This window comes from Streptomyces sp. GL_141, assembly GCF_057834385.1.
Map to the genome: position 1 here is coordinate 8,712,984 of NZ_CM174402.1, position 24,315 is coordinate 8,737,298.

General features: G+C 73.5%; 15 protein-coding genes. 10 read left to right on the plus strand and 5 right to left on the minus strand.

What is annotated here, in order from left to right; genetic code table 11:
* Positions 1–4: 4 nt before the first annotated feature.
* Both AC3IX6_RS38755 and AC3IX6_RS38760 read right to left on the minus strand, forming a co-directional pair.
* Entirely contained in the window at positions 5–397 is a 393-nt protein-coding gene (locus AC3IX6_RS38755; protein ID WP_489367997.1) for a hypothetical protein, read from the minus strand.
* Positions 398–465: 68 nt separating this feature from the next.
* Positions 466–1,496, minus strand: a protein-coding gene (locus AC3IX6_RS38760; RefSeq protein WP_489371693.1) for an IS630 family transposase whose coding sequence is annotated in 2 segments (ribosomal slippage) — positions 466–1,025 and positions 1,025–1,496 — 1,032 coding nt in all. Because the reading frame shifts where the segments join, the coding sequence is not laid out codon by codon here.
* Positions 1,497–1,507: 11 nt separating this feature from the next.
* Here AC3IX6_RS38760 and AC3IX6_RS38765 point away from each other — a divergent pair.
* Positions 1,508–1,936 carry a LuxR C-terminal-related transcriptional regulator gene (locus tag AC3IX6_RS38765; RefSeq protein WP_489367998.1) on the plus strand — a complete coding sequence of 143 codons (429 nt, stop codon included), beginning with the start codon at positions 1,508–1,510 and terminating at the stop codon, positions 1,934–1,936.
* 172 nt (positions 1,937–2,108) lie between these two features.
* Here the strand turns inward: AC3IX6_RS38765 and AC3IX6_RS38770 are convergent, their stop codons facing one another.
* Positions 2,109–3,467: an SMI1/KNR4 family protein gene (locus tag AC3IX6_RS38770; protein WP_489371694.1), complete on the minus strand. Its 1,359-nt coding sequence runs from the start codon at positions 3,465–3,467 to the stop codon at positions 2,109–2,111.
* Positions 3,468–3,693: 226 nt separating this feature from the next.
* Between AC3IX6_RS38770 and AC3IX6_RS38775 the strand changes: the two genes are divergently transcribed.
* From AC3IX6_RS38775 to AC3IX6_RS38805, 7 genes are all read left to right on the plus strand, one after another.
* Positions 3,694–4,548 (plus strand): DUF4132 domain-containing protein, encoded by an 855-nt coding sequence (locus tag AC3IX6_RS38775; RefSeq protein WP_489367999.1) that lies wholly within the window; start codon positions 3,694–3,696, stop codon positions 4,546–4,548.
* The gene (locus tag AC3IX6_RS38780) at positions 4,545–9,542 is read left to right on the plus strand and encodes a hypothetical protein (RefSeq protein WP_489368000.1); all 4,998 of its coding nucleotides are present in this window, start codon (positions 4,545–4,547) and stop codon (positions 9,540–9,542) included. Before AC3IX6_RS38775 ends, AC3IX6_RS38780 begins: the two co-directional genes overlap by 4 nt.
* A complete protein-coding gene (locus AC3IX6_RS38785) occupies positions 9,539–10,732 on the plus strand; it encodes an ATP-binding protein (protein ID WP_489368001.1) in 1,194 nt (397 codons plus the stop codon). Before AC3IX6_RS38780 ends, AC3IX6_RS38785 begins: the two co-directional genes overlap by 4 nt.
* 4 nt (positions 10,733–10,736) lie before the next feature.
* The gene (locus AC3IX6_RS38790; RefSeq protein WP_489368002.1) at positions 10,737–14,546 is read left to right on the plus strand and encodes a vWA domain-containing protein; all 3,810 of its coding nucleotides are present in this window, start codon (positions 10,737–10,739) and stop codon (positions 14,544–14,546) included.
* Entirely contained in the window at positions 14,543–16,312 is a 1,770-nt protein-coding gene (locus AC3IX6_RS38795) for a hypothetical protein (protein WP_489368003.1), read from the plus strand. Before AC3IX6_RS38790 ends, AC3IX6_RS38795 begins: the two co-directional genes overlap by 4 nt.
* A 119-nt stretch (positions 16,313–16,431) precedes the next feature.
* Positions 16,432–16,641, plus strand: a complete 210-nt coding sequence (locus AC3IX6_RS38800; protein WP_489368004.1) for a hypothetical protein — start codon at positions 16,432–16,434, stop codon at positions 16,639–16,641.
* A 419-nt stretch (positions 16,642–17,060) separates the two neighbouring features.
* A complete protein-coding gene (locus tag AC3IX6_RS38805) occupies positions 17,061–18,764 on the plus strand; it encodes a hypothetical protein (RefSeq protein ID WP_489368005.1) in 1,704 nt (567 codons plus the stop codon).
* 137 nt (positions 18,765–18,901) lie between these two features.
* Here AC3IX6_RS38805 and AC3IX6_RS38810 read toward each other — a convergent pair whose 3' ends face one another.
* Both AC3IX6_RS38810 and AC3IX6_RS38815 read right to left on the minus strand, forming a co-directional pair.
* Positions 18,902–19,777: a hypothetical protein gene (locus AC3IX6_RS38810; RefSeq protein WP_489368006.1), complete on the minus strand. Its 876-nt coding sequence runs from the start codon at positions 19,775–19,777 to the stop codon at positions 18,902–18,904.
* A gap of 245 nt (positions 19,778–20,022) precedes the next feature.
* The gene (locus AC3IX6_RS38815) at positions 20,023–20,823 is read right to left on the minus strand and encodes a maleylpyruvate isomerase family mycothiol-dependent enzyme (protein ID WP_489368007.1); all 801 of its coding nucleotides are present in this window, start codon (positions 20,821–20,823) and stop codon (positions 20,023–20,025) included.
* A 261-nt stretch (positions 20,824–21,084) separates the two neighbouring features.
* Here AC3IX6_RS38815 and AC3IX6_RS38820 point away from each other — a divergent pair, with 261 nt between their 5' ends.
* Positions 21,085–21,570, plus strand: coding sequence for a hypothetical protein (locus AC3IX6_RS38820; RefSeq protein WP_489368008.1), 486 nt, complete (start codon positions 21,085–21,087; stop codon positions 21,568–21,570).
* 266 nt (positions 21,571–21,836) lie between these two features.
* A complete protein-coding gene (locus AC3IX6_RS38825) occupies positions 21,837–24,311 on the plus strand; it encodes an MFS transporter (protein ID WP_489368009.1) in 2,475 nt (824 codons plus the stop codon).
* The last annotated feature ends 4 nt before the right edge of the window (positions 24,312–24,315 follow it).

Genomic DNA, 24,315 nt, shown 5'->3' on the forward strand with positions numbered 1-24,315 from the left:
AGGGCTAAGACGATCCGGAGCCGTTCCACAAGATGATCAGGAGAACGATGATGATTGCCAACGGAACGGCGACGAGCAGGGCGCACCCGATGGCACCGGGCAGGTTCTCCCTGCGCTCGCGCTGATCGAGCAGCTTGGCCTCAGGGGTGTCGTTCCGCCAGTCCGGCTGGAGCTCCGCGGTGCCGTCGGCGATCGCCCTGGCCACCCGGGCGACGTCCGCGGGGTGGTACGTGCACCACTTGCTCGGGCCATAAGTGGACTGCCCTACATGGAGTTTGCTGCGGACTCCATTGGCATTCGCGCTGGCGTCCAGACAGTGTGCCCGGATGGTCGGCCAGGCTCGGGCCAGCTGCCTCTCGGACAACCAGGCGACGTGCTCCGGTTCGGCTGCTGCCACGGGCGCACCTACTCTCGGCTCGCAAGCAGTCTCTCCCCGCTCCGGCCGGATAGGCAACACCCTTTCACTTACTGACCTTGTAGTCGTGGTGTCGTCAGGGTGAGTCCGGTGCCGGTGAGACATCCGTCGATGATGTCGCTGCGGTATTGGATCTGGCGTAGGCCGTGTCGTAGCCGGCGCATGAGGTGGTCGGGGTCGGTGAAGACGGTGTTCGCCTGGCTGGTCCTGCGGAGGATGGACCATATGCCTTCGACAGGGTTGAGGTCGGGTGCGTAGGGCGGCAGATGGTAGGCGGTGATCCAGTCGTGCTCCTCGATGAAGGCCCGCGTGCGGCGGTCTTTGTGGACGTTGAGGTTGTCCCATACGAGGACGATCGGTCCGCCGAGCTGCTGGTGGGCGGCGATGAGAAGGTCGCGGTACTCGGTCCAGGCAAAGCTCTTGCGACCTCCGCTCTTGTGATCGGTATGCCGTTTGGGCCGGTAGACGAGGCGGGAGCGTTCGCCGGGTTTGTAGCAGCACAGGGCTGCGATGGAGAAGCGACGCTGGGATCGTCCACGGACCCCGATGACCGGTGTGGTTCCGCGTCGGGCCCAGGTGCGGGAGGTCGGCGGCGTCATCGAGAATCCGGCTTCGTCTTCGAAGACGATCCAGGCCCCGAGCGCCGCCGCGGTGGTTCCACGTGCGACCACACGTCCTTCACCCAGCCGGCCACCGCCGCCTCGTCACGCTCGACGGCCCGACGAGCCGGAACCTGATGGCTCCAGCCGTGCCTCCGCAGCATCTGCGAGATACCCGACAGCGTCATGGACTTGTGGAACCGCCGGCCGATCAACGTCTTGATTCTGGCCAGCGTCCATCTCTGATCAGACCAGCCATGCGCGACCGGACCCTTCGCCAGCTCCTCCTCGAGCACGGCGAACACCGCGTCACTCAGCTTCGGCCGGGACGCCGGGCCTTGAGAACGGACCCCGCTCTGGCCGGCCTCGAGCCAAGCACGACGCCACCGCTGAACCGATCGCACGCTGACCCGTAACTCCTTCGCGACCTCCGTACTGCCCCGCCCATGGGCGAACATCGCGACCGCTTCCATCCGGCCCAGTCCGGCCGGCGGTGTGCGTCCTGTCCCGGTACACGGCCGGAGACCTGGTCGCCTTCGCCCTGGGCAGCGGCGCCCGCGGCTACATCCTCAAGGACACCGATCCCGAGCGCTTCCCGGCCCTGGTCCGCTTCCTCGCGAGCGGCTGGACCATGGTGTCCTCCGACATCAGCCGCGTCGTCGTCGACGGCTTCCTCCACCACACGACCCGCACACCCGAGACCGACCGCACCGGGCAGCTGACGCCACGGGAGCGCACCGTGCTGGTTCTCCTCGCGGCAGGCCTCTCGAACACGGACATCGGTCTGCGCCTTCACCTGGCCCACGGCACCGTCAAGGACCACGTCAGCACCATCCTGACCAAACTCGAAGTCACCGGACGAGTCCAGGCAGCCCTGTGCGCCGAGCGCGCCGGCCTCCTGCACGGCACCCGCGAGACCTGACGCCTCCGAGACCCGCACAAGCCGGCGGCGGTGGGCAGTCCGTGACGCGTGGGGTACGAGGGCACGGTGCACGACGAGGCTGCGGCACATCACCCTGCCCGAACTCCCCGACTGCCCGTCCCGTTCACCCACGACGACACCGTTCGCCTCGCCGAAGCTCTCGACGACGTCATCACCGGGCTGCGGGGCCGAGGTCTCCCGTAAGGAGCGTTTGTACGATCTGGGGCCGGTCCCAGAGGGCCAGGATGTCGTTGGCGAGGGCCACGACGGGCAGGTGGTTCTGGTCCCGCACCTTGATGGCTGCGGCTTTCAGAGTGCGCGGTACGGCTCGGGCGTCCAGGAGGATGCGCCATTCGTGCGCGCCGAGTTCCAGGAATTCCAGGTCGATGAGCCCCGCGACCTCCAGGGGGTCGGCCAGTGTGCCGGGCATGGCGGTCAGAGTGCGCAGACGGGGGAGTCCCATGACCGGGGCGAGGCTGAAGGGTGTGCCGTCCCAGGTGCCGATGGCCAGGACCTCCAGGGCGGGGTGGGCGGCAGATTGAATGCTCTCCAGGCATCCGGTGCCGACTCTGGCCGCCGCGGGAAGCTTGTCTCCGCTGCGGTCACGGTGTTCTTCCCGCATCCGGCCCAGGACGAAGTCGGTGAGGGAATCGGCAACGAGCTCGGCGCCGAGGCTCTGCTCGTGGTCGACCAGGATGACTTGCCCGAAGTAACCGGCCGGGCCGGGAGTCAGGTCGACCGTGAACGTATCGCCGCCGTTGCTCCCGAAGCCGATCCAGCCCGGCGAGCCGGCCAGGCCCTGCACGGCGGCATCGGGCGCGGTACTGACCGTACGCGTCGCGCCGATGTCCCAGCCGGGGTGACGGACCGCCCCGTCGATGCTCTCCAGGTGCTCCAGGCTGGACAGCTCACAGCCGACCGCCCCGCCTGCCCGGTCCGCCTCCTCGAAGTCGAAGGCGTCGCCGTCGCCGCCGCCGTACACGCGTGTCACCCGGTAGAGCGCCTTGAGTTCATCGGACAAGGTGACACCGAGGCGAGCTTCGGCGGCAGCGATCTCCTCCTCCGTCGCGCCGATGGCACCCGGCAGCCGTTCGCGGAGCGTGCGCTCCAGCAGTTCCGGATCGGCCGATGGCGCCGGCGCCGCCCCGGGCACCGGATCGGGACAGCGGAGCCAGGGCTCGGGAAGGAAGCCGTCGGCCAGGACGAGCACCCCCAGGTCCGGGTAACCCACGGCGGGTTCCACGGCCGGGCTCGGCCAGACCAGGCCGAGCGTGGTCCTTCCGTCCGGGTGGGTCTCCGCCCTGAACGCGATCTCCTGGACTCCGCCGCGCGCGAGCGCCCTCTGTATGCCCTCCACCGCGATCCGCGCCGTCGACGACATGGATCCCCGATGGGCCAGGCTCCAGCCGTGTTGGCCGATGCGTCCCGCGACGCGGGCCGACCGGCCGGCACGCCGGTCCGTGTCGCCGCCGCCGATCAGCATGAGCCGCAGCACGGGCTCCCAGACCGCGAATTCGGACACCGATGACAAGGGGGGTCTCTGATCAACCATGCGCAGACCGTACGCGGAGCCAAGAACAGCGCAGGCACGGGGCCACTCGGCCCGATGGTGATCCGCCCTCCCCGTGACGCTGCCGGAAGCATTGTCCGAGGCTGCCCCTAGAGTCACACCAACGTGATCGCGGCGGCGCTGCGACCGGGGGTGTGCCATGCCGTGCCATGCCCCGGACCAGGCTGTCTGACCGAGGAGACAGCACATGGGGTGGGTTCCGGCCGGCGACTACGAAGTCGCCCTCGACGACGGGAAAGTGGTCTGCCGCAATGCGGCGGGTCGCCGGCTGAAGACGGTCCCGGGGAAACTCGCGGACGACCCGGCCGTGGTCGGACTGCGCCAGCTGGTGGAGTGGCTGGATCGGCACGAACGCCAGTGCGTCGCCGACGTGGAGCGCTGGATGGTGCGCTCGCTGCCCGTCCCCGTCGCGGTCATCGCCCGGGTGTGGCAGGACACGGCCTGGCGCTCCGCACTGTACGACCTCGTCGTCACGGGCGAGGACGGCGAAGTCGCAGGATTCCTGCGTGACGCCGACCCCGTACGGGGCCTCGGCCTGGTCGACCTCGACGGCGACACGGTGCGCATCAGCCCCGAACTGGTCCGCATCCCGCACCCGGTACTGCTGGCGGACCTGGAAGAACTCCGCGAGTTCGCGGTCGAACTCACGGTGGACCAGCGGGTGCAGCAGCTCTTCCGCGAGGTCTGGCACCGCCCGGCGGACCTGGACCCGGAGACCGCCGCAGTCGAGGACTACGCGGGCGGCGCCTTCAAGGAACTGCGGTTCCTGCACGGGCGCACCACCCAGCTCGGCTACCGGGCCCGCGGCGGCCAGGCGGTATGCCCGGTCGTCGAGGACGGCGCGACGGTCGAGGCGCGCATCTGGATCGGCGACTACGACAGCTACGAGCGGACCGAGACCGGCTCGCTGACCTGGACCGACGCCGCAGGCCGGGCACTGGCCGCCGGACAAGTCGGCCCGGTCGCCTGGTCGGAAGGCATGCGCATGGCGGCGGCCCTGTACGCGGGACGCGACATCGAGGACGAGGAGCAGGCGGCATGAACACCGACGACATCACCCGGGCCGCGGCCCTGCTGGACGCCGGCGCGATCCTGCGCGCCGGCACCGTCGCCCGCGACGACGCCGACACCCTCACCGCCCGCACCTACACCCACCCGGCCCTGAACGAACGGCGCGTGGTGCGCCTGGTGGCGGGCACCCTGGGCGAGGCCGAGGACCTGGCACTGGACTTCCTCGGACTCGCCCGTGAGCCCGACGCTCCCGAGGTGGGGCAAGTGCGCCGCGAGACACTGGGCTTCCCCGCCTGGGCCCTCGTCAACGATCCGGCCAACGGCCACCACGCGCTGGCCCTGGTCAAGGACATGGAACGGCTGGCCCGCCAGGCCAAGTCCCGGGCCGGCGCCGCCAAGGACGGCTTCGAGGCACTCGCCACCCGGCTCGGCCGCGCCGTACCGCACTTCCTGCCGACGTTCTACGAGCAGGCCGCGCGCGTCTTCCTCCAGCACGACAACAGCACCTACGCCGCGACGCTCTTCGGCAAGGCGCGCGCCGCCGAGCGCGTCCACGGCCTGCCGGTCGACGAGGAGCGACAGCGGGCCGTCTTCCTGGAGTTCGCCTTCGCCGGGGCCCTGACCGTCAAGGCGCTCAAGGACCATGCGCAGGACCTGTCGCGTCGCCTCGACCCGGCCGAGGCCTGGGCGCAGTTCCGGCAGCTCGCCGTCGAACGCTGCGGTGCGGGCATGGCGCCGTACGCCGCCCTGCCGCTGGACGCCCGCGCGCTCGTCAAGGCCGCCGGCCTGGACCGGGAGACCGCCGAGAGCGCCTTCGTCGGCGACCTGATCACCTCACCGAGCATCGTCCGGGCCCCCGCGTCGTTCTGGACCGCCTACCGCCCGCCCCTGGTGGCGCTCGCCGCCGCACGACCGGAGATCCGTACCCGCCTGTTGGAGATCATGCCGACCGGCCTCGGCGACGACCGGAAGGCCGACGAGGCCTGGCTGTCGCTGCTCGCGGAGACGGGCGCGGACGCCCTGCTCACCGACGCCCTGCTCACCGACGCGGAGAGCACGGACGGCGTCGACCCCGCGGACTGGCTCAGCCGCTGGGCCCTGCACCGCAAGCACGGCTCGTCCAGTTCGGAGCGCTGCCCGCGCACCCTGGCCCTCGTCGAGCGCATGGCCCCCCGGCTGCGCGCCGACGGCCGCCCCGTCGACCTCTTCCAGGGACGCTGGCACGCGGGCGCCGACCTGGACCTGCTCGACGCCTGCGTCGCCTGGGACATCCCCGTCACCGAACCGGCGGCGGGCGCCAACGTCCACCTCCCGCTGGAGCGCTGGATCGGCGACGACACCCCGGGCCGCCGCGACCTGACGGCCGTCGCCGGCCGCCCCCGCTTGCGCGGACTGCTGTACGACGCGCTGAACGGCATGAACGGCCATCGCTCGAAGGACACCGTGCTCGCCGCGATCGCCGCCCACCCGGTGCTCGGCGCCGTGCTCCACGACTGGCTGCGCGATCGCGCCGCGGAACTCACCGGGGCGGCGGGACTGCCCGGTTCGCGAGCGGCGCTCCGGCGCCTGTCGTCCTTCCGTGCGGTCGCCGGCCAGGTCAACGCGGAGGCCATCGCCCGGATCGCCGCCCACGACCTGGCGCCGGTCCTCGGGGCCTCCCTGCGCGCCGGCGTTCTGGACGAACTGGGCTGGCCCGCCCTGGAGGAGACGTACCGGCGGCTCGACACCGACCGGTCCGACCAGCACCACTGGATGGTGGTCGCCGAGGCCTGGCCCGCCCTGGTCCTCGCCAACCGCCACACGGCCGTCGTCGTCGGCCCCGAAGGGGTGCTGCTCGAACACGAGCTGCGCCTGCCCGCCGACCTGGACCGCTGGCGGCGCCCCCGCTTCCGGTACACCGACGGCGAACTGCTGGTCATCTGGGCGGAGGACGGCAAGCAGCGCGCGTACTGGTCGAACCGCCCCGGCGAACCCTTCACCCTCGGCGGCGAGCAGCTGCCGCAGTGGTGGAACGGGCAGGACGTCGGCTCCCCGTCGCTGCCGCTGCCCGGCGGCGGCCGCGCCACCGGCGGCCGCACCCTGCACGCGGGCGACACCACCCTGCCGTCCACCCGCCCCGTGCTGGGCGACGGCACCGGACACTGGCGCCAGGGCAAGCAGGGCCGCGACCACTGCTGGGTCGAGTACGACCCGGAGGGCGGCACCCACGGGCGTGCTTCGCTGCCCGCCTTCCTGCAGTCGGGAATCCGCGACGACGCCCGCCTCGTGACCGGGGAATGCGAGGTCCTGCCGCTGTTCCCGGGCCTGGAGACCACGCCGTTCGGCACCGACGGCACCGTCCTGGGGCGCTGGGTGCGCACCGAGGGACAGGACCCCGACCGCCGGGTCACCTCCGGAACCCCCGACGGGCGGACCGTCACCCTGGCCGTCGCGCCGGGCCGCCGGGACCACCCCGTACCGCTGGGCGCCCTGCGGCTGCCGGGCGGAGCCGCGCCCCTCGCCGCCGTCGTCGGCGGCACCGTCGAGTTCTATCCGGCGGGCGCCGTCACCACCGACGCGCTGGGATCGGTCCCCCTGGGAGAGCAGGGCGGCGAGTACGCCGCCGGCACCCGGTACGTCCCGCCGCCCGCGTTCTGGCACGCCCTGCGCCCGCGCGACGAGCGGGGCTCGGCCGCCCTGCGCGCGGTCACCGACGCGCAGATCGCGACCCTCCTCGACGCCGTCGCCACGGCACTGGCCGGGCGGAAGGCCGCGGTCGCCGCCGACAAGTCGTACGACGGCCCCTCCGCGGACGAGCTCATAGAGGCAGCCGTCGCCACGGCGCTCCCCGCGCTGACCGACGCCCGGCTGCTCACCGGCGTGAGCGTGCTCGTGCGGACGGCCGCCCGCCATCGCGCCGACATCGCCGCGTACGTCGCACCCCCGCGGGACGACCCGCACGGCGGGAAGCGGCACGGCGACGGCATGTACGCCGACCACCGGCCCGTCCACGGGGACGACGCGACCCTGACCGCCGCCGTGGACGGGATCGCCGCGCCGGGCAGATACGGCTACTGGGGGCGCGAAGCGAAGTGGAGCGGCCTCCAGCAGATCCTCTCCGTCAACCAGGTCCTGTCCGGCAAGCCCGCCGACGGCAAGCCGCTGCCCGACCCCACCGCGTTGCCGGCACTCGGCGACGGCTGGACGAGCGAGACCCACACCGTCCCCGGCATCGACCTGGGCTGGCTGCCGTTCCTGGACGCCCTGGCCCCCCTCGCCTACCGCGCCGCCGCCCCCACCACCACCGGTGAACACCGGGAGGCGCTGCTGCTCCTCCTGGAAGCGGTCGCCACCGGCCCGCTCGCCAACCCCGCGGGCGCCCTGCGGCAGGTCCTGCTGTGCGAGGAGGACAGCGAGGACCAGGTCGGCAAGAAGCAGCGGATCGGCCAGGTGCTGCGCCGCGGCGACCGCACGGTGGTGATCCTCGGCCGGGAGCACACCCAGCGCAACGACCGCGTCCACTGGCTCGCCCTCGACCACGACCCGGAAGGGGCCTTCGGCCAGATCGGCGGCTTCACCCACCACGAGGACCAGCGCTACACCCCCGCCCTCCCGCACGAGCGCCTGCTCCCGCTGATCCGCCTCGTCCGCGAGCACGGCGCCGCGCCGTGGCGGCCCGAGGCGCCCGTCACACTCGACGCCGCCACCGGCATCGGGCCCGCACAGGCTGCCCTCCTCGTCGCGGCGGGGACCGGTGAACTCGACGCGGCAGGGCTGGCCCTGGTGGGCCTCAAGGCCCGGCAGGCCGAACGGGCCGACGCCAGGCTGAGCGCGCTCGGCGGCACCAACCGGCTGGCACTGCTGGACGCGCTGCTCCCCGCCGACCCCGCCGACCTGTGGGAGACCGGCCCCGACACCGCCGCGGCCGCCAAGGCCTGGGCGGAGCGCCTGGGATCGCTGGTCCGGCTGCCGGAGGAGCTGGGAGACGTCCTGGCCGGTGTCTCCGTGGCGTCCGCGGAAGCCGTCCTCAACCCCGGCACCACCGCGTGGCTCAGCCGCACCACCCCGATGCGGCTCGACAAGGACGGCCACCTCGTGGCGGAGGACCCGGCCGCGGTCCCGGGCCGCAGCCACCTCACCAGCGCGGTGGCCGCGCTCAGCGGGCTCGCCTACGGACTGCCGTACGGCCATCCGCTGCGCGCCCACCTGCCCGCCGGACTCGCCGCGCTGCGCCGGCGCCTGGCCGACCCCGGCCTCATCCTCGACCTGGACGTGGAGTGGACGGAGAAGGGCACCGCCACCGCGGTCCCGCTGCGCACCGCGTACGGCCTGCCCGCGACGGGAGGCGCCGGAGCCGACGGCCTCACCCGGCTCGGGGACGCCCTCGTGCTGCGCCCCTGGTACGGCGACACCGAGATGACGTTGGTGCGTACGGCCGGCATCACCGGCGCCGACGACCCCGTCCTCGGGCTGCTCGAAGGGCTGGTCGGCCCGGGCCGCGGCCACTCCCTGGCCGCCGTGCGGGCCCTGCTCGGCGACGACCTCGAACAGGCCGTCCTGGCCGGGGCGGCTCCCGGCGGCTTCACCGGCTACGCCCAGGACCCAGCCCGCTCGGTCCCGGAGCTGGTCGCCGAGGTGGCCGCGACCCACGGGCTGGGCGACGACGCGGCCGCGCTCTACCTGCAACTGCTCGCACTGCCCGACCCGACCGACCGCGACCGCGCCCGGTGGACCGGCTGGACGCCGGGCCGGTCGAAGAAGGCCAGGACCGAACTGGCCGCCACCGGCCTGGTCCTGGAAGCCAAGCGGTCCCGCGCGGGCCGGACCTTGTTCCTGCCCTGCGGCTGGCACGACTTCAAGGCCCCCGCCCTGCCGGTGGAGACCTGGAAGGAACCCCTCTACCCGCTCCGCGACCACACCCGGGCCGTGCCGCACCTGCCGGTGCCCGCCCTGTTCGCCCGCGCATGGGGCCGCGTCAAGGACGGCGACGCCCCCGCCTTCGAAGAACTCACCACCCGTGCCACCCGGAAGGGCCGCCGCCGATGACCACCGACACCACCGAAACCACCGCACCCGCACCCGCACCCGCGTCCGCCCGGCAGGTCAGCCCGCCCGAGGACCGCCACGCCACCGAGCTGGCCTTCCTCGCCGCCTACGACGACGGCCCCCGCCCGCCCGCCTGGCTGCTGAGCCCGCGCGCCGTCGTCACCTTCGTGATGGGCAGCGCGGGGGAGGCCCTGCGGCTGCCCGAGGGCGCCGCGGCGCCCGACGGCGTCCCGCGCAAGCTGGTGGTCGAGCAGAAGTTCGTCGGCGACCGCGCCCTGGTGGAACGCTGCGTCGTCACCCTCGCCGGAGAGCGCGGGCTGCTGCTCGTCGGCGAGCCCGGAACCGCCAAGTCGATGCTCTCCGAGCTGCTGTCCGCCGCCGTGTGCGGCACCAGCGGCCTGGTGGTCCAGGGCACCGCCGGCACCACCGAGGACCAGCTCAAGTACGGCTGGAACTACGCGCTCCTCCTGGCCCAGGGCCCCACCCGGCAGGCCCTGGTGCCCTCCCCGGTCCTCACCGCCATGACCCGTGGCGCGGTGGCCCGCGTCGAGGAGATCACCCGCTGCCTGCCCGAGGTCCAGGACGCCCTGGTCTCGCTCCTGTCCGAACGGCGCATCGCCGTCCCGGAGCTCGCCGGCAGCGCCGACGCTCTCGCCCACGCCGCCCCCGGCTTCACCCTCATCGCGACCGCCAACCTCCGCGACAGGGGCGTCTCCGAGATGTCCGCGGCCCTCAAGCGCCGCTTCAACTTCGAGACCGTCGGCCCCATCGGCGACCTGGACGCCGAGACCGCCCTGGTACGCCGCCAGGCCCACGCGGCCGTCACCCGGGCCGGTGCCCCCTTCCAGGTGGACGACGCGATCCTCGAAGCCCTCGTGACCGCCTTCCGGGACCTGCGGGACGGGCGGTCGGCCGAAGGCTGGGATGTCGAGCGCCCCTCCACGGTGATGAGCACCGCGGAAGCGGTGTCCGTGGCCGGTTCGCTGGCCCTGGCAGCCGCGTACTTCCCCGGCGACCGGGACGTGCTGTCCCTGCTCCCCGGCCACCTGCTGGGCGTGGTCCGCAAGGACGACCCGGCCGACGCCGCGCGGCTGCTGGGCTACTGGGACGGCGCGGTGCGCCGCCGCGCCGAGCAGGGCTCGGCGACCTGGCGCACCCTGTGGGACCTGCGCCCGGCCCTGGAGAGCTGACGCCATGACCGTTCCGTCCCCGGCCGCCACCACCCCTGCGGAAGCCTCCACCGCCCTACGCGACTCCACCGGCCTACCCGACTCCACCACCCCCGCCATGACTCCGGACGAGGCGGTGGAGGCCCTGACCGACCCCACCGCCCCGTACCTCATCGGCGTGCGCCACCACGCGCCGTCGCTCGCCGCCGTCATGCCGGAACTACTGGACGCGGCGAAGCCCGAGGTGCTGCTCGTAGAGCTCCCCGCGGATCTGCAGGAGTGGCTGCCCTGGCTCGCCCACCCCGACACCCGGGCCCCCGTCGCCCTGGCCGCCGTCCCCGCCGGCTCCGGCAGGGACGGCGCCGGGGACGGGTGCGGGCCCGCCTTCTACCCGTTCGCCGATTTCTCTCCCGAACTCGTCGCCCTGCGCTGGGCCGCCCGCCACGACGTCCCGGTCATCGCCTGCGACCTGCCGCTGTCCGCCCCGGCCCGGCACGAGCCCCGGCGCCCGGCCGGGGCGGGCCGTGAAGGACCCGGGCTGCGCGAGGCGCTCGCCGCCCGCCTCACCGGCCGTCCCGGCGAGGACCTGTGGGACCGCCTGGTGGAAACCGCCGCCCCCGACTCACTGCCCGAGGCGCTGCGCCGCGCCGCCCTGCTCACGGGCTGGGCACTGCGGCACGACGCCGAACGGGCCGGGGCGGTCGCCGAGTCGGACCTGTCCCGCGAGCGCTGGATGCGTGCCCGGATCGACGAGGCCACGGCCGCCGGCCGCCGGGCCGCCGTGGTCGTGGGCGCCTTCCACACCCCGGCGCTGCTGGGCCCAGGACCGGGCCCAGTACTGGCACCGGTACCGCCCGAGGACGCGCTCCCCAGCGGTCTGGCCTGGACCGTCTCCCTCATCCCGTACACCTATCCGTTGCTCGACGAGCGGTCCGGCTACCCGGCCGGCATCCGCGACCCCGAATGGCAGCACCTCGTCCTGGAGGCGGCGGGCCGTCCGGCCGCCATCGACGAGGCACTGCTCACCACGGCCGTGCGGATCTGCGGCGAACTGCGCGCGCAGGACCACCCCTCGGGGCCCGCGGACGCCCGCGAGATCGTCCGGCTGGCGGGCGACCTCGCCCGGCTGCGCGGCCTGCCCGCGCCCGGCCGAGGCGAACTCATCGAGGCCGTGCAGACCGTACTGACCCAGGGCGAACCGCTCGGCCGCGGTCGCGCGGTCGCCCGATCGCTGGAACGGGTCCTGGTCGGCACCCGCTCCGGCCGGCCCGCGCCCGCCGCCCCGCGCAGCGGTCTGGCGCCGGCCGTGGAGGACGAGGTCGCGGCCCTGGGTCTGCCCGGCCCCGCCGACACCGGCCCCGCCGCCCGCGACCTGCGGCTCGACCCCTTGCGCTCGGACCTCGACCGCCGCCGTGAGCTCCTGCTGCGCCGCCTGACGGTCTGCGGCATCCCCTACGCCACGTCGACGTCCGTCACGGGCACGGGCGCAGGCGAGGCCGTGACCACCCGGTGGGAGGTGCGCTGGACCCCGGCCACCGCCGCCATGCTCACCGCCGCCGGAATCCGCGGCGTCACCCCCGCCCAGGCCGCCGAAGGCCTGCTGCGCGAACGGCGCCGCGCCGAACAGGCCGACGGCGGGCCCACCGCTGCCCAGAGCATCGACGGCCTCGCGGAAGCCGCCGCCTGCGGACTGCCCGCGCTGGCCGACGAACGGCTCACGGAACTGGGCGAGGTCGTCCCGGCCACCGGCACGCTGCCCCAACTGCTGGCAGCCCTCGGCCTGCTGGACCGCATCCGGGCCGGCCACGTCGCCGGCCTCGGCCCCGACCCGGACCGCGCCGCGCGGTCGGCGGCGGCCGGCGAACTGCTCACCTCCGCCGCCGTCCGCCAGGTCGACGGCCTCACCGGCTCCGACGACCCCGAAGACGCTCGCGCACTGCTCGAACTCGCCCACCGTGCGGACGTCTTCGGCGGGATCCGGCTCACCGACGCCCTCACCCGGCTGGCCGCCGACGGCTCGCCGCTGATGTCCGCCGCGGCCGGAGCCGTTCGCGTCCTGCTCGGCCACGAGGACGCCCACGCCTTCGGCACCCGTACCGCGTCCTGGGTGGACGCGGCCACCGACGCCGCCACCCGGACCGCGCTGACCGCCCGCCTCACCGGCCTGCTCACCGCGGCCGCCCCGCTCCTGGAGACCATGGCCCCCGTCCTCGATCCGGTGCTGGACCGCGTCACCGACCTCGCGGACACCGCCTTCCTGGACCGCCTGCCCGCGCTGCGCGGCGGTTTCGACACCCTCAGCCCCGCCTCCCGCGACCGGCTGCTCGCGGCGGTGGACGACCGGCTCGGCGACGCGGCCGGCCTGGTCACCGACACGGACGGCATCGACCCGGCCGCGCTGGCGCTGTGGACCCGCGCCGACCTGGCCGCCCGCGAGACCCTGGCCCGGCTGGGCCTCCTGCCCCCCGCCCTCCCGGCGGGTCCCGAGGTCTGCGGACCGTACGCGACGCCGCCGCAGGGCGCCGAACACCGCCCCGGCGAACCGTCACCAGCCCCCCTGGCGGAGCCCACGCCCCCTGATCAGACCAGTACGCCGCCGCACGCCCCTGGCCACCCACCGGCCCGGGATGCCGCCGCGCCCGGCGGCACGGCCGGCCGCGCGGCCGCACAGCGGGCAGGCCTGCCACCGGCAGCATTCCCGGCGGCGCCCGCCGCACCCGCGGGGGACCGCGTCCTGGCCCCCGCCGACCGCTGGCGACTGGTGCTCGGCCGCCGCACCGACCAACTGCCCGCATCGGCGGCACCGTTGGCCACCGCACTGGACGAGCTGTACGGCAACGGCCGGGGCGAGGGCTCCCGCGGCGATCTCGGCTCGGGCAACCGCCGCGGCCGCCAGGCGCCCTACCCCGGCGTCCGCGAATGGTCCGAGGAACTGTCCGCCCTCTTCGGCCCCGGCATCCGAGAGGAGGTCCTCGCCGCGGCCGCCGCGGCCGGCCGCCGCGACGTCCTGGGCGAACTCGACCCCGCCGCGGTCCGCCCCTCCGTCGACCTGCTGCGCACGGTCCTCCAGCACGCGGGCGGCCTCCCCGAGGCCCGGCTCGGCGCACTCCGCCCCCTGGTCCGCAGGCTCGTCGACGAACTCACCCGCCAGCTGGCCACCCGGCTGCGACCCGCCCTGACGGGCATGACGCTGCCCCGCCCGAGCCGACGCCCCGGCGGACAGCTCGACCTGGCCCGCACCCTGCGGGCCAACCTCGCCACCGCGCGCCGGACCCCCGACGGCAGCGTCCAGGTCATCCCGGAACACCCGGTGTTCCGCTCCCGGGCCCGGCGCGCCTCCGACTGGCGGCTGATCCTGGTCACCGACGTCTCCGGCTCCATGGAGGCCTCCACCATCTGGTCGGCCCTCACCGCTGCCGTCCTGGCCGGGGTACCCACGGTCTCCACCCACTTCCTCGCCTTCTCCACCGAGGTCATCGACCTCACCGACCACGTGCACGACCCGCTGTCCCTGCTGCTGGAGGTACGGGTAGGCGGCGGTACCCACATCGCCGCCGGGCTGCGCCACGCCCGCACCCTGGTGACCGTGCCGTCCCGCACCCTGGTCGTCGTGATCAGCGACTTCGAGGAGGGCCATCCGGTCGGCGGGCTCCTCTCCGAGGTGCGCACCCTCGTCGGAGCCGGGTGCCATGTACTCGGCTGCGCGAGCCTGGACGACGCCGGCCGCCCCCGGTACTCGACCGGTGTCGCCGGGCAGCTCGTCGCCGCCGGGATGCCGGTCGCCGCCCTCAGCCCGCTCGAACTCGCCCGCTGGGTAGGGGAGAAGATCGCATGAGCCAGCACCACCAGCACCTGCCAGCCGTCGCGCCCGCCGTGACCGCCGAGATCGTCGGCGCGCTCTCGCCCAGGCTGCGCAAGCGGCTCGACGCCGCCATCACCAAGATCGCCGACCGGCCCGTCACCCGCGACGGCGACACCGTACGGATCGTGGTCGACGACGAGACCGGCCTGGAACTCCACGCCCCCGCCGGGGTGGTGGCCACGGCGGACGCGATCCGCTGCGGCTGCCTCCTCGCCCCGGGCTGCCTGCACCGGGCGGCGATCGCGTCCGCCGCGCCGGTGGCCCACCCCCTGGCCGGCCCGTCCTCCGACGCGGACGCCGGGCAATCACCCTCCGCCGAGGAAGCCGGCCCCCCGGAGCCGCCGGAGGCCGAGGAGAGCGTGGCCACCCCCGATCAGCGTGCCGCGGCCGGCCACCTGTGGGCCGCGGGCGCCGCCGTGCTGGACACGGGCATCGAAGGCGCCGGAGCCGTCCTGCAGTCCGAACTGCTGCGGGCCGCCCACACCGCCAAGCTCGGCGGCATGCCCCGCCCGGCCGCGGCCGCCGTCTCCGTCGTCACCGCGCTGCGCTCCGCCCGCTCCGCCGACCCCGCCCACCGCCTCGCCGACCTCACGGCAGCCGTCCGCGAACTGCTCGGCACCGCCCACCGGCTGGCCGACGCCACCGGCCCCGAACTGGCCGCCCTGCGCGGCACCGCCCGGCAGACCTACGTACCGAACGGATCCCTGCGCCTGTACGGCCTGTTCACCGAACCCCTGATCACCGCCGGCGGCTACGCGGGTGCCATCACCTGGACCGCCGCCGCCGACGGCTGCCTCTACACCGTCTCGGACATCGCCCCGGGCGGCCCCGGCCGTGCCACGGCGGCAGCCGGGCGCACCGTACGCCTGGGCGATACCGCGCTCACCCACCGCCAGTTGTCCCACGCCGGGCTCGCCCTGTCCGGGGCCACCGTTTCGCCCACCGGCCGCCTCGGCGCGGGCTCCGGGAGCAAGGCGGTCCAGGCGGCGGGCGCGGCCTGGACGGACGAACCCATCGCCGCCCTGTGGGCCCCGCCGGCCGCAGGACAGGCCGCGCGCGCCCTGCACTCCGAGGCTCCCGGCGGCGACCTGCTCTTCCTCGACGTGACGATCCTGGGCCCCGCCCGCGAGACCGGCGGCGACTGCCTCCTCGCCCTGTGCGACGACCTGACGCTCCGCCTCACCGCGGCCCACGACCACCCCGCGCTGGCGTACCGCGACAACCTCCGGATGCTGGCGACCCTGCCCGGCACGCGCCTGCGCGTCGTCGGCCGCCTCGTCCCGGACTCCCGGCCCACCCTCCAGCTCCTGGCGGCCGCCCATCCGGCGGATCCCGCCCGGCGGGTCGACCTGGGCCTGGACCGGCTGCAACGCGCCGACCTCCCCTCCGCCCCGCCGCCGTCCCTCGCACAGGCCCCCACCGGCCGGGAGGCGGACCCGGCCCCCCTCCACCTCCTGCGCCGCCGCCTCGAACAGGCCGTCGCCGCCGGGCGCCCCTTCCTGGCCGTCCCCGGATCGCTGGCGGCCGACGCCGGGCAACTGCGCCGCTCGGCCTTCCCCACCGCCGCCGACCTCCTGGCCGAACTGCAGCGCACCGCAACCCGGCGCGCCCGCGACCCCTTCGGCCGCCTGCTTCCCGCCGACCCGACCGACTTCGCCCGCGCCTGGCTGGGCGCGGCCCTGTACGCCGAGGCGGCCGAGACCTCACTGTGTTCGGCAGCATGGCAACCGGACCGCTGAGGGCCGGGCCGCCGACCGCCACCCGCAGGCACCGATTCGGCGCGGCAACGACCCCGTCCGGGGCTCCAACGCCGGGTCCATGGCCCAACCGCGCCCTGCTCGCTGCCACGCCGGCCCCCGTGGAACACCGCCTGCTGTGCGCCGAGTTCGGCCAGCTGTGGGAGCTCGCCGAAGGCCTCGACTTCACTTTCGCCTCCACCTTGGCCTTCGAGGCCGGGCGCTGCGGGCTGGACCGCTTCGGCTTCACCGGCCGCGGCTCAGGCTGCCGCACGGTGCGCGCTTCGGAGCCCGCTCCGTCGGCATTCCGCCCAGGGCGCTGCGCCCGTTGAGCGCGTGCGGCCGACGCGCTGTCCTCGGGGGCGATCACCACGGCAGGAGCGGGTGGCCGTCTGACGGGCAGCGGCGTCAGCGGCAGAGCCTCACCCGCCTCCCGCTGGGAACCGGGGGCCGGGACGGAGACCCTCGTGCGGCGGCCCCGGCGTATGGCCACAGGCCTGCGAGCCAGTGCAGTGGATTTCATCGACGCGGTACGGTCACCCGCGCGGGTTTCACCGATCGTGCGCGCGAGCGGGGGCCACACCTACGAGACCTGCGCGCGCGAGGCGCCGTCGACCCTGGAGCGGCTGGTGGGACGGCTGACCCCGCCCGGACGAGCTTCGGAGGTACCGGCCGCACGGCCTGGACCTGCGCACAGGTAATCTGATCAAGACCTTTTGCAATGGCGAACATGTTCAGATTTGGGGGGCCGGTGTTCCGTCACCGTGTCATGATCTCCGCCGCCGTCGTCGCGGCGGCCGTCGGCTTCGTACCCGTCACCGCCCAGGCCGCGCCGTCGGCCGGTGCCGCCTCCGCGGCGCCCACGCCCACGCCGGCTCCGGTGCCCGTGCCGGCCACGAAGGGCCCGGCGGACGGGACCGCCGCCGCGAAGGAAGCGGCCGGGAAGGCCGCCGCGCAGGAGATAGCGGCGAAGACCGCGGCCGCGAAGGCCCGGGCCTCGGCCGCGTCCGGCCCGGCGGCGCGCGCCCAGGAGAGCGCGTACTTCGACGTGTCGATGGGCGCGAGCACCTCCGGCGCGCTCTCCGCCGGGCTGGCCACCGGCGTCAGCACCGACCTGACGTACGGCGTCGTCCGGTACGACATCGACTGGGGCGACGGCATCGTCGACACGCAGTTCAACCTCGTCGCCGAGCTCGTGTACGCCGATCACACCTACGCCCACGCCGGCGCGCACACGGTCACGATCAAGGCGACCGGCCCGGGCGACGAGACCGCCGTCACCACCAAGGAGATGGTGGTGGAGGGCTCCGAGTTCACCCCGCACGCCCCCACCCGGCTGCTGGACACCCGGGACGGCGCCGGTACAGGGACCCCCGGCGGCCGCCCCGTCGGAGCCAACGGCACGACCCGCGTGAAGATCACCGGCAGCGGTTCCATCCCGGACGGGGTGACGGCCGTGGCCCTCAACATCACCGTGACCAACGCCGCGACGGCCGGACACGTCATCGCGTACGCCTCCGGCACGAAGCGGCCGGAGACCTCGAACGTCAACTTCGTGAAGGGTCAGACCGTACCGAACCTGGCGATCGTGCCGGTCGGCAAGGACGGGTACGTCGAGCTGGCCAACCGCAGCCTGGGCTCGGTGGACCTGATCGCCGACGTGACGGGCTACTTCAGCCGGACCGCCGCCGCCGGCTACACCTCCGTGGAGCCGACCCGGCTCGTCGACACCCGGGAGGGGCTGGGTGCGTCCACGGTCGCGGCCGGTCCCCAGAAGACCTTCGGCGTCCAGGTCGCCGGAGCAGCCGGGCTGCCGGCCACCGGCGTGACGGCCGTGTCCCTCAACGTCACCGTGACCAACCCGGGAGAGGCCGGCCACCTGACCGTCTTCCCCGGCGGCGGACAGGCTCCGTCCACCTCCAGCGTGAACTTCACCGCCGGGCAGACCGTCGCCAACGCGGTGATCGTCCCGGTCGGACCGGACGGCAGGATCAGCATCCGCAACGGCTCCTGGGACTGGACCCAGGTGATCGTGGACGTCACCGGCTACTACGGCGCCGACGGCGAGGCCGCCTACCTGCCGGCGAAGCCCGAGCGCCTGCACGACACCCGGACCTACGGCTGGCCCCTCGCGGCCCTGAGCTACCACGAAGAGATCCGGTGGGGGGCGAGCGGGCTCGAAGCCCTCGTCCTGAACACCACGGTGACGAACACCGGGAGCGCTGGTCACCTCACGGTGGCCCCCGACCCGAACACCCAGGACGACTACCTCAACGGCACGGTGGAGCGCCCGACCCCGCCGAACACCTCCGTCCTGAACTGGACGAAGGACACGACCGTCGCGAACCTGGTCCAGGCGGGCACCGGCAACAACGACATCGTCGACTTCTGGAACCGCGGCTGGGAGCCGACCGACCTGATCATCGACCTGTTCGGCACGTACAGCAGGAAGTGACACGCCCCGCGCACCATTCCGCCCCTCCCCGATGGATCTCGGGTTGGCTCCGACGGGCTTCTTCACCACGCAGGCGATGCCATCCGCCCGCTCATGCGGTGCAGTCTCCGAGCCGGGTGAGGACCGGCCCGACCGAGTCAGCGGGAATCCGTTGCGTCGTCCTCGGCCGGGCCGGGGGCTGCCGTGCCGTCGGCATCCCGGCCGGCGGCCCGTTCCGCGCGGAGTTCTTCGGCGACGTCGTAGGCCCGGCCCGGGTCGTAGACGGTGACCGAAGTGCCAGGGCTGTACATCGCGCCTGCCCGGGGCGTGTACCGATACCCTTCGACGCCGCGCTGGGCGGCTATGCCGTCGACCTCGCCGACGGGTACCCGCCACAGCTCGGCGGTGTGGGACGGGGTCCACCACTCGTCCGGACGCAGGAAGTCTCGCCTGACCTCCGTCTGACGCTCCACCGCCACCTGGACCTGGCCGAGTTGCTCGGTCAACCAGCCGGTCAGCGCCTGTGCGTCGACCCGGGAGAGCGGTGCGGACATCGCTGGTCGGCACTCCACCGTCTCGCTGCCGGTATGCAACACCACCTTGATCGACTGTCGCTGCCCCAGACGGAGTCGCTCGATGACGACGACTCGCTGCAGATCAGCCATCGCCATGGTCGACGAACGCAGAAAGCGGGCGATCACGACCTGGGCCGGAGTTCCCAGGGGACGGAACTCGACCCACCGCACCGTCAGGGAGACCGTCACGTGCATCATCGCCACGGCGAGCACGGTCACTGCGACCACCGTGAGAGCCAGTAGGACCCAGAAACAGCCCCAGAAGAACGAGCTCCCCGAAACCACGGCGGCCACGAGGGCGGCCAGCAGAAGTGGGGCTGCAACCACCGGCGGGACCATGATGCTCCCGCCGAGCGCGGTAGCCAGCTCGCGGGCCCTGCTGGGCACGAACAGCAGCCGCCATCCGGCTGTCACGGGCAACACAACTTCCGCAAGCGAGCCGGGAGGCCGAGTTTCCATGACGCAAAGGTAGGACCCCGCCGCGGAGTTCGTAAGGCCACAGCGAGCGAGCCGTACTTTCCCGAGGACGGTGACCGCAGGCGACAGCGCGTCAGGCAGCCAGGCAGCGCCATCCTGGCCCGGGGCGATCGGCCCTTGACCTGCGGCGGTCACAGTTGGATGCGACAAACAGCCGAGCGGTCAGGGTTCGGTGCGACCAACTCAAGAAGTCTCCGCTGTCCGTCGATCCATCCATCCTCAAGGCTCTACTTCTCCTCCGGCTCCCAGGCGCGGAGCAGGTCGAGCAGCCCTGCGTCTCCGTCAACGCGCAAGGAGTCGGCCTGGATCCGGTCGTACAGGTAGAGGACCAGCTCACTGGCCGTGCCGTGGACGGAGGCGCCGGCCGCGTCCGAGTCTTCGCCGGTCGCGGCGGTGAGCGCGGGGATGCGGGTGGTGCGTGCGCCGTCGGCGTCGACGGTGAGGCGCCAGGAGCGGCCCTCGGCGGCGTGGAAGTCGAAGGCCGTGGGCTTGTGCGGCCAGGCACTCGGCGTTGCGCAGACGGTGAACAGGAACTCCTCCACACCGTCGAGTGCCAGCTCGACCGGCAGCGGCTGCGGGGCGCCCCCGGCGAGCTGGGCGTCGTAGGTGTGCACCGCGCTCTCCTGGACCCGGTGCCGGGCGGTGCCGCCGGCGGTCTGCGGTGACTGCGACGCGGGCCACCACGTCCAGCAACCGCTCTCCGGCCCCGCCGCGCGCAGGGCGCCCAGCAGAAGCTGTGTCGACGCGTCCAGCCAGGCCAGCAGCGCCTCACGCTCCTGCGGCACTTCCAGAGTGGCGCGCGCGGCGACGGCCTCGGCCGGGGGAGCGTCGGCAAACCCCGCGCCGACGATGGCGGCCCAGAAACGGTCTCCCCCACCCAAGTGCTTGACCAGATCGAACAGTGTCCACCCGGGGCAGGTCGGCACCTGCGCGTCGAGACCGGGCGCGGCGGCGACCACGGCGCGGAAGGCGGTCGACCGTTCATCGATCAGTCGCAACAGCTCAGGGAACTCAAGATTCTTTTCCACGCCGGATGTCTATCACCGCGCTCCGGTAATCGGACAGCGAATTTTCGCAGTCACCGCGGGTTGGCCATTGCGGACGTCCTCGCCTCCCACCGTTCGGGTGACAAGCTGCGCACTGCGGTGACTCCCGTTCGACCAGCACTCCTCAAGTTCGGAACAACACCAGCAACTTAGGGGTTCTGAACCCCTCCCAGGACAGTGGGTTCGTGCACGATGGGCGTGGGGTCGTGGTGGGGGAAGCGAAAGGTGCCACGCTCGTCGTCCATGGATGTGAGCACCTTCTACGCCCTCTTCTCCGCCACCTGCTTCACCCTGGTGGGCCTGTGGTGGAACGCTGTCCAGAGCCACCACGACTGGATGCGAGACCCGGCCCAGCGGCGTGTCGTCGGCGGGATCTACCTGTCGTTCCTGCTCCCCGCCCTGATGGGCCTGTTTGCCCAGGTCGGCGGCACGGACCAGCCGCAGGTCTGGCGCGCCGCCTTCGTCGTTCTCGCGGTGATCGGCTGCGCGTCCACCCTGCGACTGCTGGCCCGAGCGCGTGGCGACCGCTTCCTGACCTGGCAGCAGGCCGCCGCGACCCTGCTCTACGCCCTGATCGCCGTGGTCGGCGCAGTCCCCGAACTCGCTGACCCGGCAGGGCTGGCCCCCATCCAGGCCGAGGCGTTGATGCTGATCGGCCTGATCGCGCTGGGCCACGCCCTGGTCTGGCGGTTCATGGCCGGCGAAGGCCGGGCCACCGGGGAGCAGTAGTACGTGGAGCTGAGCCGGCGCGAATGTCGGGTGCGTGGCCGGTTGGCCGGGTCCGGGCCGCGAGGGCCGGTCACGGGCCGGTCCGGACCCTCACTGGTTCGGGTGGTTCTCCGTACCGGCCGATTGATCACGGCCCCCCTCCCACCGGCTCGTATGTCCGTCGGGCACGTCCGGGACGTCAATCCGCGCGTTTGCTCCTCCTGTTGCCGAATGCGAGAAAAGGGCGGCGCAGGCGAGATTGCCTGAGGCAACGAGGGGAGCAGTACATGGGCGGTATCACTCTGGTGACGGACGAGCAGGCCGCCCCGCGGCCGGCTCCGGTCCGCTTCGAGAAGGGGAGTCGTCCCGAGCCGGGAGGCCGGGACGCCGCGAGCGGGCCGCCCTCCGCCGATGTGGCTCCGGAGCCCGAGGAGTTCAGCCCGCGCCGGGTCCGGCTGGTCTTCTTCGGGCTGATGCTGGCGCTGCTCCTCGCCGCCCTGGAACAGATGATCGTCGCCACGGCGCTGCCGAAGATCGTCGGGGACCTCCAGGGCCTGGACCGGATGTCGTGGGCCATCACGGCCTATCTGCTCACCTCCACCATCGGGCTGCCGCTCTACGGCAAGCTCGGCGACCTCTTCGGCCGCAAGAGCGTCTTCCAGTTCGCCATCGTGGTCTTCATCATCGGCTCCGCGCTGGCCGGCTGGTCGCGCACCATGAACGAGCTCATCGCTTTCCGTGCGGTCCAGGGCATCGGCGCCGGCGGGCTCATGATCGGTGTGCAGGCGATCATCGCGGACATCGTGCCGCCCCGGCAGCGCGGTCGCTTCATGGGGCTGATCGGCGCGGCCTTCGGCCTCGCGTCCGTCGCCGGACCGCTGCTCGGCGGGTTCTTCACCGACCACGCATCGTGGCGCTGGTGCTTCTACATCAACGTCCCGTTCGGGCTGGTCACCATGGCCGTGATCGCCGTCGTGCTGAAGCTCCCCAAGCCGACGGTCCGGCCGCGGCTCGACGTGATCGGTGCCGTACTCCTTGCCGCGGCCTCGACCTGCCTGGTGCTGCTGACCAGTTGGGGCGGAACCGAGTACGCGTGGGACTCGCGGATGATCCTGGGGCTCGCCGTCGGCGCTGCCGGAACGTCCCTGCTCTTCCTGGTCGCCGAGCACCACGCGGCCGAGCCGATCATTCCGCTGCGGCTGTTCCGCGACCCGGTCTTCACGGTCACCGGTCTGGTCGGGGCTGTCGTCGGCATCGCGCTGTTCGGCGCCGCCAGCTATCTGCCGACCTACCTTCAGATGGTCGAGGGCGCCACCGCCACCGAGTCCGGGCTGCTGATGCTGCCGATGATGGGCGGGGTCGTCGTCGCCTCCATCGTCTCCGGCCAGTTGATCAGCAGGACCGGCCGTTACAAGGTCTACCCGGTCCTCGGCGGGGCGCTGTCCACCCTCGGCATGTGGCTGCTGTCCCGGTTGGAGACCGACACGACCCAGCTCGCGTACAGCCTGTGGATGGCCGTCCTGGGCGTCGGCATCGGGCTCGTGCTGCCGGTGCTGGTCCTCGCCGTGCAGAACTCTGTGCGGCCCACCGACCTCGGCACCGCCACCAGCGCCAACAACTACTTCCGGCAGATGGGCGGCAGCATCGGCGCCGCCGTCTTCGGCACCGTCTTCGCCGGCCGGCTCAGCGACGCCCTCGCCGCCCGGCTGCCCGCCGGCGCCGGGCTCCCGGACCCCTCCGCCATCACCCCGCAGCTGGTGCATTCCCTGCCTCCGACCGTCAGGGACGCGTACATCGCGGCCTACGCCGAGGCGATGCCGCGGATCTTCCTCTACCTCGTGCCGGTACTCGTCCTCGGCCTGCTCATCGCCTGCTTCCTCAAGGAGAAACCGCTGGTGTCCCACAACGCCCCCGCAGCCGATTCACTGCCCTCCGAGGCCCTCGCGCAGCCGCTCCCCGGCGAGGTCCCCGCGGCACGGACCTCAACCGACGCCTCCCGGCCGGGCGGACTGCCGGTCCGCGGAACCGTCCAGCACCCCGACGGCAGCACGGTCCCCGGTGCCGCCCTGACCCTGATCGACGTGAGCGGCCATCAAGTCGGCCGGGGTGCCAGCGGAGCCGACGGACGCTATGCACTGAGCGTGCGCGCCCCTGGTTCGTACGTCCTGATCGCGGCGGCCGGCGGCCATCAGCCGCAGGCCGTGACCGTGACCGTGGGCGAGGGGCCGGTCGAGGTCGACGTGGTGCTCGGCGGCGCCGGGCGGCTGGCCGGCGCGGTCGTCACGGCCGACGGCACCCCGGTCCGCGATGCGGCCGTCACCCTCACCGACGTCCGGGGCGAGGTGGTCTCCTCCACCCGGACCGGCCGGGAGGGCAGGTACGTCATCTCGGACTTGGTGGCGGGGGAGTACACCCTGGCCGCGAGCGCCCCGGCGTTCAGGCCGGCCGCACTGCCGGTGAGCGTGCAGGCTTCCCGCGAGACCCGCCAGGACGTGGAGCTCGCAGGCGGAGCGGTCCTGCGCGGCACGGTGCGCGCCGGCGCAGGGAGGCCGGTCGAGGATGCCAGAGTCACCCTGCTCGACGCGGCCGGAAACGTGGTGGACACCCTGACCACCGGTTCGGACGGGACCTTCCGGTTCATCGACCTGCCGTCAGGCGAGTACACGGTCATCGCGGCAGGCTATCCGCCGGTGGCGACAGTCCTGCAGATCGCGGGCGGCGGGCGCACCGAGCGGGACGTACGGCTCGGGCACACGGACTGACGAA